The following is a 17190-nucleotide window of genomic DNA, read 5'->3' on the forward strand; positions in this document are numbered from 1 at the left end:
GCGGGCGAGCCCGCTCCCACAGGAGAGTTGTGGTGCCTGGTTACTCAGCGATCAGCCAGTCCATGCGGTAGCTGCCGTCGGTCTGCGCCAACTCCTTGGCCAGCCACGGCAGCAGCTCCTTGAGCTCTTCTTCCAGCCCCCACGGCGGGTTGGCGATGGCGAGGCCAGAGCCATTGAGCCCCTGCGGGCTGTCCTGGTGATGCACATACAGCTCGACCCGCAGCAGTTTCGGCGCACCGGTGCTGGTCAGGTCCTGATAGTAGCGAGTCAGCGAGCGCTGGTCCTTGATCGGGTACCAGATGGCCGCAACAGTCTGGCGCATGCGGCCAATCGCCTCTTTCATGGCATTGGTGCAGCGCTTGAGCTCATCGGCCTGCTCGAACGGCGGGTCGATCAGCATGATCGCGCGCTTTTCCTGCACGGGCAGCAAGGCACGCGGCACATGCCAGCCTTCGCCCAGGTGCACGAACACGCGCGGGTCTTTTTTCATGTTCTCTTTGAGCAGCGGCCCGTCTTCGGGGTGCTTCTCGTTGAGCAGGGCACGGTCTTGCTGGCGCATCAGGCGGCGGGCCAGCTCGGGCGAGCCGGGGTAGTAGCGCAGTTCGCCGTCGGCGTTCAGGCGCTTGATGACACGCAGGTAATCGGCAGCCATGGCTGGCAGGTCGTCACGATTCCACAGGCGGGCGACACCTTCCAGGTATTCGCCGGTGCGGGTTGCCTGGTCGCCTTGCAGGTCGTACAGACCAAGCCCTGCGTGGGTATCGATGTAGGCGAACGGCTGCTCTTTACGCGACATCAGGGCAATGAGGCGGGTCAGCACGATGTGTTTGAGGACGTCGGCGTGGTTGCCGGCGTGGAAGGCGTGACGATAGTTCATGGCAACTCCTGCGGGGGTGGCAAGTTTACCTTGCCTTGCAGGCGGAGTCAGGCCTTGCTGCTGATCGGTGGCGCCCGCGAAGCAGGCGCCGCCGATTCAACGGGTATTACTTGTCAGCGTGATAAGCCGCATCAGCGGTTTCGAAACGCTTGACCATCGACTGCGATGGGCTGCCCAGCTTGCTCACCAGCACAATGGCAATGCTGGCGAACAGGAAGCCCGGGATGATTTCGTACAGCCCGAGGGTGTCGAAGTTCTTCCACAGGATCACAGTCAGCGCACCCACCACGATACCGGCCAGCGCGCCGTTACGGGTCATGCCTTTCCACAGCACCGAAATCAGCACTACCGGGCCGAAGGCCGCACCGAAGCCAGCCCAGGCGTAAGCCACCAGGCCCAACACGCGGTTTTCCGGGTTGGCGGCCATGGCGATGGCGATCAGCGCAACGGCCAGTACCATCAGGCGGCCGACCCACACCAGCTCACCCTGCGAAGCGTTCTTGCGCAGGAAGGCTTTGTAGAAGTCTTCGGTCAGGGCACTGGAGCACACCAGCAGCTGGCAGCTCAGGGTGCTCATTACTGCCGCCAGAATGGCCGACAGCAGCACACCGGCGATCCATGGGTTGAACAGGATCTTGGCCAGCTCGATGAACACACGCTCGTGGTTTTCAGTTACCGGACCCGCCAGGTCAGGGTGCGCCGAGAAGTAGGCGATACCGAAGAAGCCCACGGCACAGGTACCGGCCAGGCACAGGATCATCCAGGTCATGGAGATACGGCGAGCGTTGGCAATCGACTTCACCGAGTCGGCAGCCATGAAGCGCGCCAGGATGTGCGGCTGGCCGAAGTAGCCCAGGCCCCAGCCCATCAACGAGATGATGCCGACGAAGGTCGCGCCCTTGAGCATGTCGAAGTTGGCCGGGTTCACCGCGTCGATGGCGGCGAAGGTGGTGTCGAAGCCACCGGTCGAGATCAGCACGATCACCGGGGTGAGGATGAGCGCGAAGATCATCAGCGACGCTTGCACGGTGTCGGTCCAGCTCACTGCCAGGAAGCCACCCACGAAGGTGTAGGCAATCGTGGCCGCAGCACCCGCCCACAGGGCAGTTTCATACGGCATGCCGAAGGTGCTTTCGAACAGGCGGGCACCGGCAACGATGCCAGAGGCGCAGTAGATGGTGAAGAACACCAGGATGACGATGGCCGAGATGATCCGCAGCAGGCCGCTGGTGTCTTCGAAGCGGCTGGAGAAGTAATCCGGCAGGGTCAGTGCATCACCGTTGTGCTCGGTCTGCACGCGCAGGCGGCCGGCGACGAACAGCCAGTTCAGGTAGGCACCGACGGTAAGGCCGATGGCGATCCAGGCTTCGGAAAGACCAGAGAAGTAGATGGCGCCCGGCAGGCCCATGAGCAGCCAGCCGCTCATGTCGGAAGCGCCAGCGGAAAGCGCGGTCACCACGCTGCCCAGGCTACGACCGCCGAGGATGTAGTCGGAAAGGTTGTTGGTGGAGCGATAGGCGGCGAAGCCGATCAGCACCATTGCCGCGATGTAGATCACGAAGGTGATCGTTAGTGGGTTGCCCATACGTGTGCCCTGGCGTTTGTTTTTATCTCATGCGCAACCGCAGCCACGGCGGTTGCACCCAGGCGGCGAATGCTATGCAACAACGCAAAGCGGGTGCAACCCTTTTTCATTTGCAAGTTGCACCTGCCCGTGCATTTTCCGATAAAGCTGCTTTTTTGCTCCTTTTTTGCGCATCAAGCCGTTTTTTCAGAATAAAAAGCACCGAAAACGTCCCTTTCCATCGTGTGGAAATGACTGTCAGACGAGTTGCACCTTTTACACAAAAAATTCGGGTTGCACCTGGTTGCACCCGAATTGTCCTACAGATACTCTTGACGCCAGCTTAGGCCACAACCGTGGCAATAACGAGGATAAGAAATGGCGACTACCACCCTTGGGGTCAAACTCGACGACCCGACCCGTGAGCGACTCAAAGCAGCTGCGCAGTCCATTGACCGCACGCCGCACTGGTTGATCAAGCAAGCGATCTTCAACTACCTGGAGAAGCTCGAGGGTGGTGCCACCCTGACCGAACTCAACGGTCATGTCAGCAACCTGGCCGACGACGCCGGCGAAGTCCAGGCAGACCACAGCCACCAGTGCTTCCTCGAATTCGCCGAAAGCATCCTGCCGCAGTCGGTACTGCGTTCGGCAATCACTGCCGCCTACCGCCGCCCCGAGCAGGAAGTGGTGCCAATGCTGCTGGAGCAGGCGCGCCTGAGCGCCCCGCTGGCAGAGGCCACCAACAAGCTGGCCGCCGGCATCGCCGAAAAGCTGCGCAACCAGAAGAGCGCTGGCGGCCGTGCCGGTATCGTTCAGGGCCTGCTGCAGGAATTCTCGCTGTCGTCCCAGGAAGGCGTGGCGCTGATGTGCCTGGCCGAAGCCTTGCTGCGCATCCCCGACAAGGGCACCCGCGACGCGCTGATCCGCGACAAGATCAGCACCGGCAACTGGCAGCCGCACCTGGGCAACAGCCCGTCGCTGTTCGTCAACGCCGCCACCTGGGGCCTGCTGCTGACCGGCAAGCTGGTCAGCACCCACAACGAATCCGGCCTTACCTCCTCGCTCACCCGCATCATCGGCAAGAGCGGCGAGCCGATGATCCGCAAGGGTGTCGACATGGCCATGCGCCTGATGGGCGAGCAGTTCGTGACGGGTGAAACCATTGCCGAAGCCCTCGCCAATGCCAGCCGCTTCGAGGCCAAAGGTTTCCGCTATTCCTACGACATGCTCGGCGAAGCGGCACTGACCGAGCACGACGCACAGAAGTACCTGGCGTCCTACGAGCAGGCCATCCACTCGATCGGCAAAGCCTCCCATGGCCGCGGCATCTATGAAGGCCCAGGCATCTCCATCAAGCTGTCGGCGCTGCACCCGCGCTACAGCCGCGCCCAGTACGAGCGCGTGATGGAAGAGCTGTACCCGCGCCTGCTGTCGCTGACCCAGCTGGCCAAGCACTACGACATCGGCCTGAACATCGACGCCGAAGAGGCCGACCGCCTGGAGCTGTCGCTCGACCTGCTTGAGCGCCTGTGCTTCGAACCGTCGCTGGCTGGCTGGAACGGTATTGGCTTTGTTATCCAGGCCTACCAGAAACGCTGCCCGTACGTGATCGACTACGTCATCGACCTGGCCAAGCGCAGCCGCCACCGCCTGATGATCCGCCTGGTAAAAGGCGCCTACTGGGACAGCGAGATCAAGCGCGCCCAGGTCGAAGGCCTGGAAGGCTACCCGGTCTACACCCGCAAGGTGTACACCGACGTGTCCTACGTGGCCTGCGCCCGCAAGCTGCTGGCCGTGCCAGAAGCCATCTACCCGCAGTTTGCCACCCACAACGCCCACACCCTGTCGGCCATTTACCACATTGCCGGGCAGAACTATTACCCGGGCCAGTACGAGTTCCAGTGCCTGCACGGCATGGGCGAGCCACTGTACGAGCAAGTGGTCGGCAAGGTTGCCGATGGCAAGCTGAACCGCCCGTGCCGCGTGTATGCACCGGTCGGCACCCACGAAACACTGCTGGCCTACCTGGTACGCCGCCTGCTGGAAAACGGCGCCAACACCTCGTTCGTCAACCGCATCGCCGACCACTCGATTTCCATCCAGGAACTGGTTGCCGACCCGGTCGCCAGCATCGAGCGCATGGGCACCCAGGAAGGCAGCATCGGCCTGCCGCACCCGCGCATCCCGCTGCCGCGTGAACTGTATGGCAGCGAGCGCGCGAACTCGGCCGGTATCGACATGGCCAACGAACACCGCCTGGCGTCGCTGTCCTGCGCCATGCTGGCCACCGCTCACAACGACTGGAAAGCCGCCCCGCTGCTGGCCTGCGCGGCCAGCCAAGGTGCCGCCGCACCGGTACTGAACCCGGCAGACCACCGCGACGTGGTGGGCCATGTACAGGAAGCTACTGTCGCCGATGTCGACAACGCCATCCAGTGCGCGCTGAATGCTGCACCGATCTGGCAGGCCACCCCGCCCGCCGAGCGCGCCGCCATTCTGGAGCGCACCGCCGACCTGATGGAAGCCGAAATCCAGCCGCTGATGGGCCTGCTCATCCGCGAAGCGGGCAAAACCTTCGCCAACGCCATTGCCGAAGTGCGCGAAGCCGTGGACTTCCTGCGTTACTACGCGGTACAAGCCCGCAACGACTTCAGCAACGACGCCCACCGCCCTCTGGGCCCAGTGGTATGCATCAGCCCGTGGAACTTCCCGCTGGCGATCTTCAGTGGCCAGGTGGCCGCTGCCCTGGCCGCCGGTAACCCGGTGCTGGCCAAGCCAGCCGAGCAAACCCCGCTGATCGCCGCCCAGGCCGTGCGCCTGCTGCTGGAAGCCGGCATCCCTGAAGGCGTGCTGCAACTGCTGCCAGGCCGCGGTGAAACCGTCGGTGCCGGCCTGGTGGGTGATGAGCGCGTCAAGGGCGTGATGTTCACCGGTTCCACCGAAGTGGCCCGCCTGCTGCAGCGCAACGTCGCCGGCCGTCTGGACAACCAGGGCCGCCCGATCCCGCTGATCGCCGAAACCGGTGGCCAGAACGCCATGATCGTCGACTCCTCGGCACTGACCGAGCAGGTGGTGATCGACGTGGTGTCCTCGGCCTTCGACAGCGCCGGCCAGCGTTGCTCTGCCCTGCGCGTGCTGTGCCTGCAGGAAGACTCCGCCGACCGCGTGATCGAAATGCTCAAGGGCGCCATGGCCGAAAGCCGCCTGGGCTGCCCGGACCGCCTGGCCGTGGACATTGGCCCGGTGATCGACGCCGAAGCCAAGGCCGGCATCGAGAAGCACATCCAGGGCATGCGCGAGAAAGGCCGCTCGGTCTATCAAGTGGCAATCGCCGATGCCGCCGAGATCAAGCGCGGCACCTTCGTGATGCCAACCCTGATCGAACTGGAAAGCTTCGACGAGCTGAAGCGCGAAATCTTCGGCCCGGTGCTGCACGTGGTGCGCTACAACCGTCGCAACCTGGACCAGTTGATCGAGCAGATCAACAACTCCGGCTACGGCCTGACCCTCGGCGTGCACACCCGCATCGACGAGACCATCGCCAAAGTCGTGGAAACCGCCAACGCCGGCAACATGTACGTCAACCGCAACATCGTCGGTGCGGTGGTGGGTGTGCAGCCGTTCGGTGGTGAAGGCCTGTCTGGTACCGGCCCGAAAGCCGGCGGCCCGCTGTACCTGTACCGCCTGCTGTCGACCCGCCCGGCCGACGCGATTGGCCGTCACTTCCAGCACCAGGATGGCGAAGGCAAGCCGGACCGCACCCTGCACGATCAGCTGATCAAGCCGCTGCACGGCCTGAAGGCCTGGGCAGAAAGCAACCAGCTGGCCGACCTGGCCGCGCTGTGCAGCCAGTTCGCCAGCCAGTCGCAGAGCGGCATCGCCCGCCTGCTACCAGGCCCGACCGGCGAGCGCAACAGCTACACCATTCTGCCGCGCGAGCACGTGCTGTGCCTGGCCGACAACGAGGCCGACCTGCAGGCCCAGTTCGCTGCCGTGCTGGCGGTGGGCAGCTCGGCGGTATGGGCTGACGGCGAACCTGGCAAAGCCCTGCGCCAGCGCCTGCCGCGTGAGCTGCAGGCCAAGGTGAAGCTGGTTTCGGACTGGAACAAGGATGAAGTGGCGTTCGACGCCGTGATCCACCATGGCGACTCGGACCAGCTGCGCGGTGTTTGCCAGCAGGTGGCCAAGCGCGCCGGGGCGATCGTGGGTGTGCACGGGCTGTCCAGCGGGGATCACCAGATTGCGCTGGAGCGGTTGGTGATCGAGCGGGCGGTGAGTGTGAACACTGCTGCTGCGGGCGGTAATGCCAGCTTGATGACCATTGGCTGATAGCTGTTGGAAAAAAGGAGAGCTTCGGCTCTCCTTTTTTATGGGCGCATGGTTTGAGATGTTCAGGTGCGCCTTCGCCAGAGCCACCAAAGACTCCAGGCTTTAGCTCCTTCAGAAGCAACGAGAAGGGTCAACCAAATCCACGTACTGGTATCAGGCAATAGCAAAATCAAGGAAAACGATGGAATTATAAAGAAAATGCGAAAAGGAATTTGTACACCAGCCAAGTAGAGCCCGGAGACTCTTCCCAAGCAAAGCAATATACTACTGGCGATAAGGGATATCTGGACGACTAGCCCCATCCAAATCATAAATTCAAGCCCTCCCCCCCAACGCTCCATGTTTGCAAGGGCAGAATTGAGGTCGCTCACAAAGGGTGTCACACCTCTATTCAAGCTACTGAATACCACGAACGAAACGTAAAAAGCATCCATACCACCCCAAAGCAAACCGACCAACCGCGTTGGCTTTGTCAAATCCATGTTCCAGGTCATTTTTGTTTTAACTCATACTCTTCGTTTGCGATTACTGGCCGCCAATGCCATGATGACCCCGACACATCCCATGCATCATCAGCCTCAACATAAATTTGCGTGATTTTCCGCTCCATACCATATCTATGAATTACTGAAGACAATGCAAAGTTGCGTTCTTCAGCGTTAAGCGGCACCCACTCCTGTGTTACGGTCCGCGTCGTATTGGCAAAATCTTTCCCTGACGATAAGAAAACTCGACCTTCATCGCCCCTCGACACTAGGAAATTTGCAACAAAGGCAGCACTCGAAGCAAATTTATTAACATGCATAGATGTTATCTTCCACTTTCCCGGACCACTCATCTCAGAGACAGTACTAATCAAATGATCGCCGTCATTTTGCCTACTACAAATTCTTGCATACCAATTCTCTTCGATATTTATCGGCTTGAATGGTTCATCTTTAATCAGCATCCACTCGCCTGACGCAACCGGCCTGAGTGCTCTATCAATTTGATCACCCACAAGGCTAACCGAGCTATAATACAGACCACACTCCTTCAGGAGCTCAGTTACACCATATATCTCTCGAACATAGCCTCTACTTATCAAATTATCTCTAATTATCGAGACCGCAAAGAATGGATCTTCGACTTTGCGCAGATCTTCTTTCTTGACAGCTGTCCAGCGAGCGAGCTTTTCCATTGCCAATCCTCAATTCCAAAGACTGACATTTACATGGTTTAACTCAAGAAAGCCGCATGGCAACGTCCGAAAATATTGTGGGAAATTTCTCTGGCCTGCGTAGGAAATAAGATCTGAACAGATGCCAGACCGCTAGATCTCATTGAGTTTTCTTAACCCATATCACCCAAACCTATTAACCTGTCCCCGCCCCTCCACCCCCCCTACACTCGCAGCATCCCGCCTCAGGACTGCCACCATGCCCGAGACCCTGCTCAGCCCCCGCAACCTCGCCTTCGAACTCTACGAAGTCCTCGACGCCGAAGCCCTCACTCAGCGCCCGCGTTTCGCCGAACACAGCCGCGAAACCTTCGACGCCGCGCTGACCACTGCCCGCACGATCGCCGAAAAGTTCTTCGCTCCGCACAACCGCAAGGCCGATGAAAACGAGCCGCGCTATGTGGACGGCCGGGCCGAACTGATCCCGGAGGTGAAACCCGCGGTCGATGCCTTCCTCGAAGCCGGCTTCCTCAACGCCAACCGCGATTTCGAAGCCGGCGGCATGCAGCTGCCCAGCCTGGTCTCACAAGCCTGCTTCGCCCACTTCCAGGCCGCCAACGCCGGCACCACGGCCTACCCGTTCCTGACCATGGGCGCGGCCAACCTGATCGAGAGTTTTGGCACCGACGAGCAAAAGCGCCTGTTCCTGCAGCCGATGATCGAGGGCCGCTATTTCGGCACCATGGCGCTGACCGAACCCCACGCCGGCTCGTCGCTGGCCGACATCCGCACCCGGGCAGAACCTGCCGGCGACGGCAGCTACCGGCTCAAGGGCAACAAGATTTTCATCTCCGGCGGCGATCACGAACTGTCCGACAACATCGTGCACATGGTGCTGGCCAAGCTGCCGGACGCACCGCCCGGGGTGAAAGGCATCTCGCTGTTCATCGTGCCGAAATACCTGGTGAACCAGGACGGCAGCCGTGGCCCACGCAATGATGTGCTGCTGGCCGGGTTGTTCCACAAGATGGGCTGGCGCGGTACCACCTCTACCGCGCTGAACTTCGGTGACAACGGCGAGTGCGTCGGCTACCTGGTCGGCCAGCCGCACCAAGGCCTGGCCTGCATGTTCCAGATGATGAACGAGGCACGCATCGGCGTCGGCATGGGCGCGGTGATGCTCGGTTACGCCGGTTACCTGTACTCGCTGGAGTACGCCCGCCAGCGGCCGCAGGGCCGGCTGCCGGATAACAAAGACCCGCACAGCCCGGCCGTACCGATCATCGAGCACAGCGATGTGAAGCGCATGCTGCTGGCACAGAAGGCCTACGTCGAAGGCGCCTTCGACCTGGGCCTGTACGCCGCTCGCCTGTTCGACGACACCCAGACCGCCAGCGAAGAAAGCACTCGCAAGCAGGCTCAGGAATTGCTCGACCTGCTGACCCCTATCGTCAAATCCTGGCCCTCGGCCTTCTGCCTCAAGGCCAACGAGCTGGCCATCCAGATTCTCGGCGGCCACGGCTACACCCGCGAATACCCGGTGGAGCAGTACTACCGCGACAACCGCCTGAACCCGATTCACGAAGGCACCGAAGGCATCCAGTCGCTCGACCTGCTCGGCCGCAAGCTGGCGCAGAACAATGGCGCCGGCCTCAAGCAACTGATCCGCCTGATCGCCAGCACAGGCGAACGCGCCAGCCATCACCCGAACCTCGACCCGCTGCGCCAGCCGCTGGAGCAATTGGTCAACCGGCTGCAAAGCGTGACCCTTGCCCTGCTCGGCGACCTGGCTCAGGGCAAAGTTGCTGGTGCCTTGGCCAACTCGGCCCTGTACCTCAAGGCGTTCGGCCACTGCGTGATTGGCTGGCGTTGGCTGGAACAGGCCATTCACGCCGAGCTTGGCCTACTAAAGGGCAACGCCGCCGACCGCGACTTCTACCTCGGCAAGCTGCAAGCGGCGCGTTATTTCCTGACCTGGGAAGTACCGGGCTGCCATAATGAGCTGGCATTGCTAGAGGCGCACGACGACACTTGCCTCACCATGCAGGACGAGTGGTTCTAAGGGGGAGCCACCGTATACACGGAGGCTTGTGCATGTTTGATTCCAGCGCCCTGCTGCGCCAGCGCTTTGCCGCGCTGCGCAGCACGGCCGAATTGTTTTCCCTGCGCCATGTGAAACAGTCGCACCAGGCGCTGTCGGTTCGCCGCAACGTTGCCGAACCACCCTTCTTCAGCCAGGACGAAGGCGTCATGCTAACCGTGCGGGTCAATGGCGTGGAGGCTTACGCGGCCACCGCCGACCTGTCCCAGGCGGGCTTGCAACACGCGTTGGAGCAGGCCGAGGCCCTGGCCCGGCAGATCGCCCGGCACAGCTTGCTCGACCTGCGCGACCAACCCGTGACCAGCGCGCGGCACGACCATATCTCACCCAACTTCGACCAGCCCGTGCCGTCCCTCGCCGACTGCCTTGGCTTGCTTGCCGCCGAGTCGGCCAGCGTCCCCAAGGACGACCGCCTGGTGGACTGGCAAGCCAGCCTGGGCCTGACCCTGGTCGAGCAAACCTACCTGAACTCTGCCGGCGCCGAACTGCGCCATGCCCAGCGTTTCCTGTTCCCGGGGCTGGGCGTGACCGCCAGCGACGGGCAGGACAGCCAGAGCCGCAGCCTGGGCCGCGACAACTTCGGCCAGCAGGGTGGCTTCGAGATCATCGAGCGCTGCGGGTTGGTGGGCGCCGCCCGGCAGGTCGCCGACGAGGCGCTGCAACTGCTGCTGGCCCCCAACACCCCAAGCGGCCCGCGTGACCTGCTGCTGATGCCGGACCAGATGATGCTGCAGATCCACGAGTCCATCGGCCACCCGCTGGAAATGGACCGCATCCTCGGTGACGAGCGTAATTACGCTGGCACCAGCTTCGTCAAAGCCAGCGACTTCGGCCACCTGCAATACGGCTCCAGCCTGCTGAACGTGACGTTCGACCCGACCATCGGCGAAGAGCTGGCCAGCTACAGCTTTGACGACGACGGCACCCCGGCCAGCAAGCAGTTCCTGATCCGCGACGGCCTGCTGTTGCGCCCGCTGGGCGGCGCATTGTCGCAATTCCGCTCTGGCCTGGACGGCGTGGCCAACAGCCGCGCCTGTGGCTGGAACCGCGCACCGATCGACCGCATGGCCAACCTGAACATCGAGCCGGGCGACCAGAGCCTGGAGCAACTGGTGAAGGGCATCGAGCATGGCATCCTGATGCGCACCAACCGCTCCTGGTCCATCGACGATGCACGCAACAAGTTCCAGTTCGGCTGCGAATGGGGCCAGCTGATCGAAAACGGCGAGCTCAAGGGCATCGTCAAGAACCCCAACTACCGCGGCATCTCCGCACAGTTCTGGCGCAACCTGGCGGCGGTTGGTGACCGCAGCACCTTCCAAGTACTCGGCACGCCCAACTGCGGCAAGGGCGAGCCCAACCAGGTGGTGCGGGTCGGCCATGCATCGCCCGCCTGCGTATTCCGCCAGATCGACGTATTCGGAGGAGACGCCTGATGAAGCATGCTTTCGAAACCCTGGTCGGGGATGTGCGCGCCGCCCTGCAAGCAGGCGAGCAGTTCACCCTCGGCTACAGCGCCGAACAGTCGCAATTCGTGCGTTTCAACCATGCCAAGGTGCGCCAGGCCGGCACTGTAAGCCAGGCCAGCGCGCAACTGCGGTTGGTCCGTGATGGCCGCCAGGCGGAACAGCAGGTGACCTTGAGTGGCGACGCGCAACTGGACCGCCAGCGCCTTGCCGATGCCCTGACGCAACTGCGCCAGACCTTGCCGCTTTTGGCTGTCGACCCTTATCTGCGCCTGGACGAGACCGCCTGGCAGAGCCACAGCTTGCAGGAACACCCCCTGCCCGAGCTGAGCGACGTGCTCGCCCTGCTCGACCGCGAAGCAGGCGAGCTGGACCTGGTCGGTATCTACGCTGCCGGCCCGATCTGCCGGGGCTTTGCCAGTTCGTTCGGCGCCTTTGGCTGGCACCAGGCCAACAGCTTCAACTTTGACTGGAGCCTGTTCCACGAGAATGGCCAAGCGGTAAAGGCCAACTATGCCGGCCAAGTGTGGAACATCGACGGTTTCACGGCACGTTTGCGGCAGGCGCGGGAACAGCTGGGCTTCCTCGGTCGCCCGGCGATCACCCTCAAACCCGGCAGCTACCGTGCCTACCTGGCCCCGGCAGCCATGGACGAAATCGCCGGCATGCTGTGCTGGGGCGGTTTTTCCGCACAGGCCTTGGCCACTGGCAACAGCGCCTTGCAGCGCTTGTACAACGGCGATGCCCGGCTGAGCCCACGGGTGAGTTTCACCGAGCAGGTCAGCGGTTCGCTGAGCCCGGCGTTTTCCGATGAGGGGGCTCCACGCCTGGATGTGCCGTTGATTCAGCAAGGCGAGGCGCAGCAGAGGTTGATCAGTGCACGCAGTGCAGCCGAGTTCGCGTTGCTGCCCAATGGTGCCGATAGTTACGAATCGCCGTGTGCGCTGAGCCTGGCGCCGGGTAACCTTGCCAGCGAGCAGGTGCTTGAGCGGCTGGGTACCGGGCTGTACATCAGTAACCTGTGGTACCTGAACTACTCTGATCTGCCGGCGGCGCGCATGACGGGGCTGACCCGGTTCGCGACCTTCTGGGTGGAAAACGGGCAGATTCAGGGGCCGGTGAGCACCATGCGTTTCGATGACAGCCTGTACAGTTTGCTTGGCAGCCAGCTGGAGGACCTGACCTGCGAGCGCGAGATGATCCTGTCGACCAGCACCTATGGACAGCGCAGTACCGGGTCGAGTCATTTGCCGGGGGCGCTGGTCAAAGGCCTGACCCTGACATTGTGATAGGCCATTCCGGCCTCATCGCCGGCAAGCCAGCTCCCACAGGGACCGCACCCAGCCCAAGGCCTGTGGTTATCCTGTGGGAGCTGGCTTGCCGGCGATGAGGCCAGTACAGGCAATGCCGAACATTGAGGTTCCTCATGCCCGAACGCCCACCGCTAGACCCCGTCACCGCCCGCTGGATCCCCTGGGTGGTGGCCATCGCCTTCTTCATGCAGTCCCTGGACGGCACCATCCTCAACACCGCACTGCCGGCCATGGCCCGCTCGCTGGCCGAAGACCCGCTGCGCATGCAGGGCGTGATCATCGCCTACATGCTCACCGTGGCCCTGCTGATCCCTGCTTCGGGCTGGATCGCCGACCGTTTCGGCACCAAGCGCATCTTCTTCAGCGCCATCCTGCTGTTCAGCTTCGGTTCGCTGCTGTGCGCCGCAGCCAATAGCCTGGGCTTTTTGATCTTCGCCCGCGTCGTGCAGGGCCTGGGCGGTGCCTTGATGCTGCCGGTCGGGCGCCTGGTGGTGCTGCGCGCCTACCCGCGCAGCGAACTGGTGCGGATCATGAGTTTCATCACCATCCCCGGCCTGCTCGGCCCGTTGCTTGGCCCGACGGTGGGTGGCTGGCTGGTGGAAATCCTCAGCTGGCACTGGATCTTCCTGCTCAATCTGCCCGTCGGCCTGCTTGGCTGCTTTGCCGTGTGGAAGTTCATCCCGGACCTGCGCGGCGCCGAGCGCACCACGTTCGACGGCCCCGGTTTCCTGCTGTTTGGCGCCGCGATGGTACTGATCACCATCGCCATGGAAGGCCTGGGCGAGCTGCACCTGCCGCACTTGCGGGTGATGTTGCTGCTGTTCGCCGGCATGGCGTGCCTGGCCGCCTACTGGCTGCGTGCCGGGCGCGACCCGGAGCCTTTGTTCTCGCCCAGCCTGTTCCGCGTGCGCACCTTCGCCATCGGCATCCTCGGCAACCTGTTCGCACGCCTGGGCAGCGGTGCCCTGCCGTTCCTGGTGCCGTTGCTGCTGCAGGTCGCGCTGGGCTACTCACCGGCCCAGGCCGGCATGAGCATGATCCCGCTGGCGGCAGCGGCCATGCTGGCCAAGTCCGTTGCCCGCCCGCTGATCGAGCGCTTCGGTTACCGCATCATCCTCACCGGCAACACCCTGCTGCTGGGCCTGCTGCTGGCCAGCCTGGGGCTGGTCGACGAGCAGACGCCCTACGCCGTGCTGCTGATTCAGTTGGGCTTGCTGGGGGCGGTCAACTCGATGCAGTTCACCGCGATGAACACCGTGACCCTGATCGACCTGGACGACGCCAGCGCCAGCAGCGGCAACAGCTTGCTGTCGGTGGTCGCGCAACTGGCCCTGAGCCTGGGCGTGGCCTGTGCCGGCGCCTTGCTGGGCGGCTTTACCGCAGCGGGCAGCGCCGAAGGCGTGGAGTCCACCTTGGGCGCCTTCCAGCTGACGTTTGTCACCATCGGCGTGATGGCCATGCTGGCGGCAGCGATCTTCCTGCAACTGGCGCCCACGGACGGAAGGCGTGCCCGTCGTCCGGAAGAACACATGGAGTCGTAGGGCGAATGGCCATGAGGCTGGTAGACTGTGCGGCATTTTTCGCTTCGCACCGCAGGCCAGCCTCGTGACCACCGAATCCACCGCCTTTGCCACTCTGCCGTTGTCCGCCGCCATGCTGGCGAATCTGGACGCCCTCGGCTATGCCTCGATGACGCCGATCCAGGCCCAGAGCCTGCCGGTCATCCTCAAGGGCCAGGACCTGATCGCCCAGGCCAAGACCGGCAGCGGCAAGACCGCCGCCTTCGGCATCGGCCTGCTGAACCCGATCAACCCGCGCTACTTCGGCTGCCAGGCGCTGGTGCTGTGCCCTACCCGCGAGCTTGCCGACCAGGTGGCCAAGGAGCTGCGCCGCCTGGCCCGCGCCGAGGACAACATCAAGATCCTCACCCTGTGCGGCGGCGTTTCGCTGGGCCCGCAAATCGCCTCGCTGGAGCACGGTGCGCACATCATCGTCGGCACCCCGGGGCGTATCCAGCAACACCTGGACAAGGGCACCCTGGTACTCGATGGCCTGAACACGCTGGTGCTGGACGAAGCCGACCGCATGCTCGACATGGGCTTCTTCGACGCCATCGCCAGCATCATCGGCAAGACCCCGTCGCGCCGCCAGACCCTGCTGTTCTCGGCCACCTACCCGGCCGGCATCAAGCAACTGGCCGCCGACTTCATGCGCAACCCACAGCAGGTGAAAGTCGAAAGCCTGCACACCGACAACCAGATCGAACAGCGCTTCATCGAGATCGACCCGCAGCAGCGCCTGGAGGCCGTGACCCGCGTGCTCGGCCACTACCGCCCGCAGTCCTGCGTGGCGTTCTGCTTCACCAAGCAGCAGTGCGAGGACGTGGTTGCCCACCTGACCGCCAAGGGCATCGTCGCCCAGGCGCTGCACGGCGACCTGGAGCAGCGCGACCGCGACCAGGTGCTGACCATGTTCGCCAACCGCAGCAGCTCGGTGCTGGTGGCTACCGACGTGGCCGCGCGCGGCCTGGATATCGATGGCCTGGACATGGTCATCAACGTGGAGCTGGCGCGTGATGCCGAAATCCACGTACACCGTGTGGGCCGTACTGGCCGTGCGGGTGAGAAAGGTGTTGCAGTCAGCCTGGTGGCACCGGCCGAAGGCCATCGTGCCCAGGCCATCGAGGAGCTGCAGAAGAGCCCACTGCGCTGGGACCAGCTGGACAGCCTGAAGAACAAAGGCGGCGAGCCGCTGCTGCCGGTGATGAGTACCCTGTGCATTGCAGCCGGGCGCAAGGACAAGCTGCGCCCGGGCGATATTCTGGGTGCGCTGACCGGTGATGCCGGTATCCCGGGCAAACAGGTAGGCAAGATTGCCATCTTCGACTTCCAGGCGTTCGTTGCCGTGGAGCGGGCGCTGGCCAAGCAGGCCATGCAGCGGCTGAACAGCGGCAAGATCAAGGGCCGCGCCCTGAAAGTCCGTATCGTCTGACCTATTTTGGGGCCGCTTGGCGGCCCTTTCGCGACACAAGGCCGCTCCCACAGGGTATTGCGCAAATTTCATATGTTGTGCAATCCCTTGTGGGAGCGGCCTTGTGTCGCGAAAGGGCTGCAAAGCAGCCCCGGCTATCCATGAGGTAACACCGTGCATTCCACCGACGTCATCATCCTCGGCGCCGGCGCCGCCGGCCTGATGTGCGCCCAGCTCAGCGCCCGTCGTGGCCGCCGGGTGCTGCTGCTCGACCACGCCAACAAGCCCGGCAAGAAGATCCTCATGTCCGGCGGCGGGCGCTGCAACTTCACCAACATGTACACCGAACCGGCCAACTTCCTGTCGCAGAACACGCATTTCTGCAAATCGGCCCTGGCCCGCTACACCCAATGGGACTTCATCGAACTGGTGTGCAAGCACGGCGTGGCGTACCACGAGAAGAAGCTCGGCCAGCTGTTCTGCGACAACAAGGCCAGCGACATCCTCGACATGCTGCTGGCCGAGTGCGACGAGGCTGGCGCCGAAATCCGCATGCACACCAGCATCGAACAGATCGAAAAGACAGAAACCGGTTACCTGCTGCAGACCAGCGGTGGCCAGTTCGCCTGCCAGTCGCTGGTGATCGCCACCGGCGGCCTGTCGATCCCGACCCTGGGTGCCACCGGTTTCGGCTACCAGGTGGCGCGCCAGTTTGGCCACACCCTGTTGCCGACCCGCGCCGGGCTGGTGCCGTTCACCATCACCGAGCCCCAACTCAAGGCACTGTGCACCGAGTTGTCCGGCACCTCGCTGGACTGCACCGCCAGCTGCAATGGCAGCAGCTTCCGCGAGAACCTGCTGTTTACCCACCGTGGCCTGAGCGGCCCGGCGATCTTGCAGATTTCTTCGTTCTGGGAAGCTGGTGACACGGTGGAGATCAACCTGCTGCCCGACCGCGATGCGCTCACCTGGCTGCAACAGATGCAAACCGAGCGCGCCAACGCCGAACTGAAGACCGTGCTGGGCGAGGTGTTCACCCGCAAGCTGGCCAACCTGCTGGCCGAGCAGTGGTTCGAGTCCAGGCCGATGAAGCAGTACACCCCGGCAGAGCTGACACAGATCGCCGAAAAGCTGGCGAACTGGCAAGTGGTACCGGCCGGCACCGAAGGCTACCGCACCGCCGAAGTCACCCTGGGCGGCGTGGATACGCGCGAAGTGTCGTCCAAGACCATGGAGTCGCTGAAAAGCCCGGGGCTGTACTTCATCGGCGAAGTACTCGACGTGACGGGTCACCTGGGCGGCTTCAACTTCCAGTGGGCCTGGGCATCGGCCAACGCCGCAGCGCAGTTCGTGTAGAGTAGAATCCATTCAGCAGCACGGAACGCTTCTTGCTGGCCCGTGCTGCAAT

General features: G+C 63.0%; 10 protein-coding genes. 7 read left to right on the top strand and 3 right to left on the bottom strand.

Going from position 1 to position 17190, the window contains the following annotated elements; genetic code table 11:
- Positions 1-40: 40 nt before the first annotated feature.
- Positions 41-877: a 23S rRNA (adenine(2030)-N(6))-methyltransferase RlmJ gene (locus A0O30_RS09835; protein WP_105946344.1), complete on the bottom strand. Its 837-nt coding sequence runs from the start codon at positions 875-877 to the stop codon at positions 41-43.
- A 106-nt stretch (positions 878-983) separates the two neighbouring features.
- Positions 984-2462 carry a sodium/proline symporter PutP gene (gene putP / locus A0O30_RS09840; RefSeq protein WP_105946345.1) on the bottom strand — a complete coding sequence of 493 codons (1479 nt, stop codon included), beginning with the start codon at positions 2460-2462 and terminating at the stop codon, positions 984-986.
- Positions 2463-2819: 357 nt separating this feature from the next.
- Here putP and putA point away from each other — a divergent pair, with 357 nt between their 5' ends.
- Positions 2820-6773: a trifunctional transcriptional regulator/proline dehydrogenase/L-glutamate gamma-semialdehyde dehydrogenase gene (gene putA / locus A0O30_RS09845; protein WP_105946346.1), complete on the top strand. Its 3954-nt coding sequence runs from the start codon at positions 2820-2822 to the stop codon at positions 6771-6773.
- A gap of 490 nt (positions 6774-7263) precedes the next feature.
- Here the strand turns inward: putA and A0O30_RS27690 are convergent, their stop codons facing one another.
- Positions 7264-7953 carry a hypothetical protein gene (locus A0O30_RS27690; protein ID WP_146256310.1) on the bottom strand — a complete coding sequence of 230 codons (690 nt, stop codon included), beginning with the start codon at positions 7951-7953 and terminating at the stop codon, positions 7264-7266.
- 238 nt (positions 7954-8191) lie between these two features.
- On the opposite strand from A0O30_RS27690, the gene A0O30_RS09855 reads away from it, so the two are divergent.
- The 6 genes from A0O30_RS09855 (at position 8192) to A0O30_RS09880 (ending at position 17138) form a co-directional block, all read left to right on the top strand.
- Positions 8192-9994: an acyl-CoA dehydrogenase gene (locus tag A0O30_RS09855; RefSeq protein ID WP_105946348.1), complete on the top strand. Its 1803-nt coding sequence runs from the start codon at positions 8192-8194 to the stop codon at positions 9992-9994.
- Between the two features lie 32 nt (positions 9995-10026).
- Positions 10027-11469: a TldD/PmbA family protein gene (locus A0O30_RS09860; RefSeq protein ID WP_105946349.1), complete on the top strand. Its 1443-nt coding sequence runs from the start codon at positions 10027-10029 to the stop codon at positions 11467-11469.
- The gene (locus tag A0O30_RS09865) at positions 11469-12788 is read left to right on the top strand and encodes a TldD/PmbA family protein (protein ID WP_105946350.1); all 1320 of its coding nucleotides are present in this window, start codon (positions 11469-11471) and stop codon (positions 12786-12788) included. Before A0O30_RS09860 ends, A0O30_RS09865 begins: the two co-directional genes overlap by 1 nt.
- 137 nt (positions 12789-12925) lie before the next feature.
- Complete coding sequence (mdtD, locus tag A0O30_RS09870; protein WP_105946351.1) at positions 12926-14353, top strand: multidrug transporter subunit MdtD; 1428 nt, start codon at positions 12926-12928, stop codon at positions 14351-14353.
- 112 nt (positions 14354-14465) lie between these two features.
- A complete protein-coding gene (dbpA, locus tag A0O30_RS09875) occupies positions 14466-15803 on the top strand; it encodes an ATP-dependent RNA helicase DbpA (RefSeq protein WP_232888511.1) in 1338 nt (445 codons plus the stop codon).
- 153 nt (positions 15804-15956) lie between these two features.
- A complete protein-coding gene (locus tag A0O30_RS09880; RefSeq protein WP_105946353.1) occupies positions 15957-17138 on the top strand; it encodes an NAD(P)/FAD-dependent oxidoreductase in 1182 nt (393 codons plus the stop codon).
- The last annotated feature ends 52 nt before the right edge of the window (positions 17139-17190 follow it).

The organism is Pseudomonas sp. LLC-1 (genome assembly GCF_002992185.1).
GTDB classification, from domain to species: Bacteria; Pseudomonadota; Gammaproteobacteria; order Pseudomonadales; family Pseudomonadaceae; genus Aquipseudomonas; species Aquipseudomonas monteilii.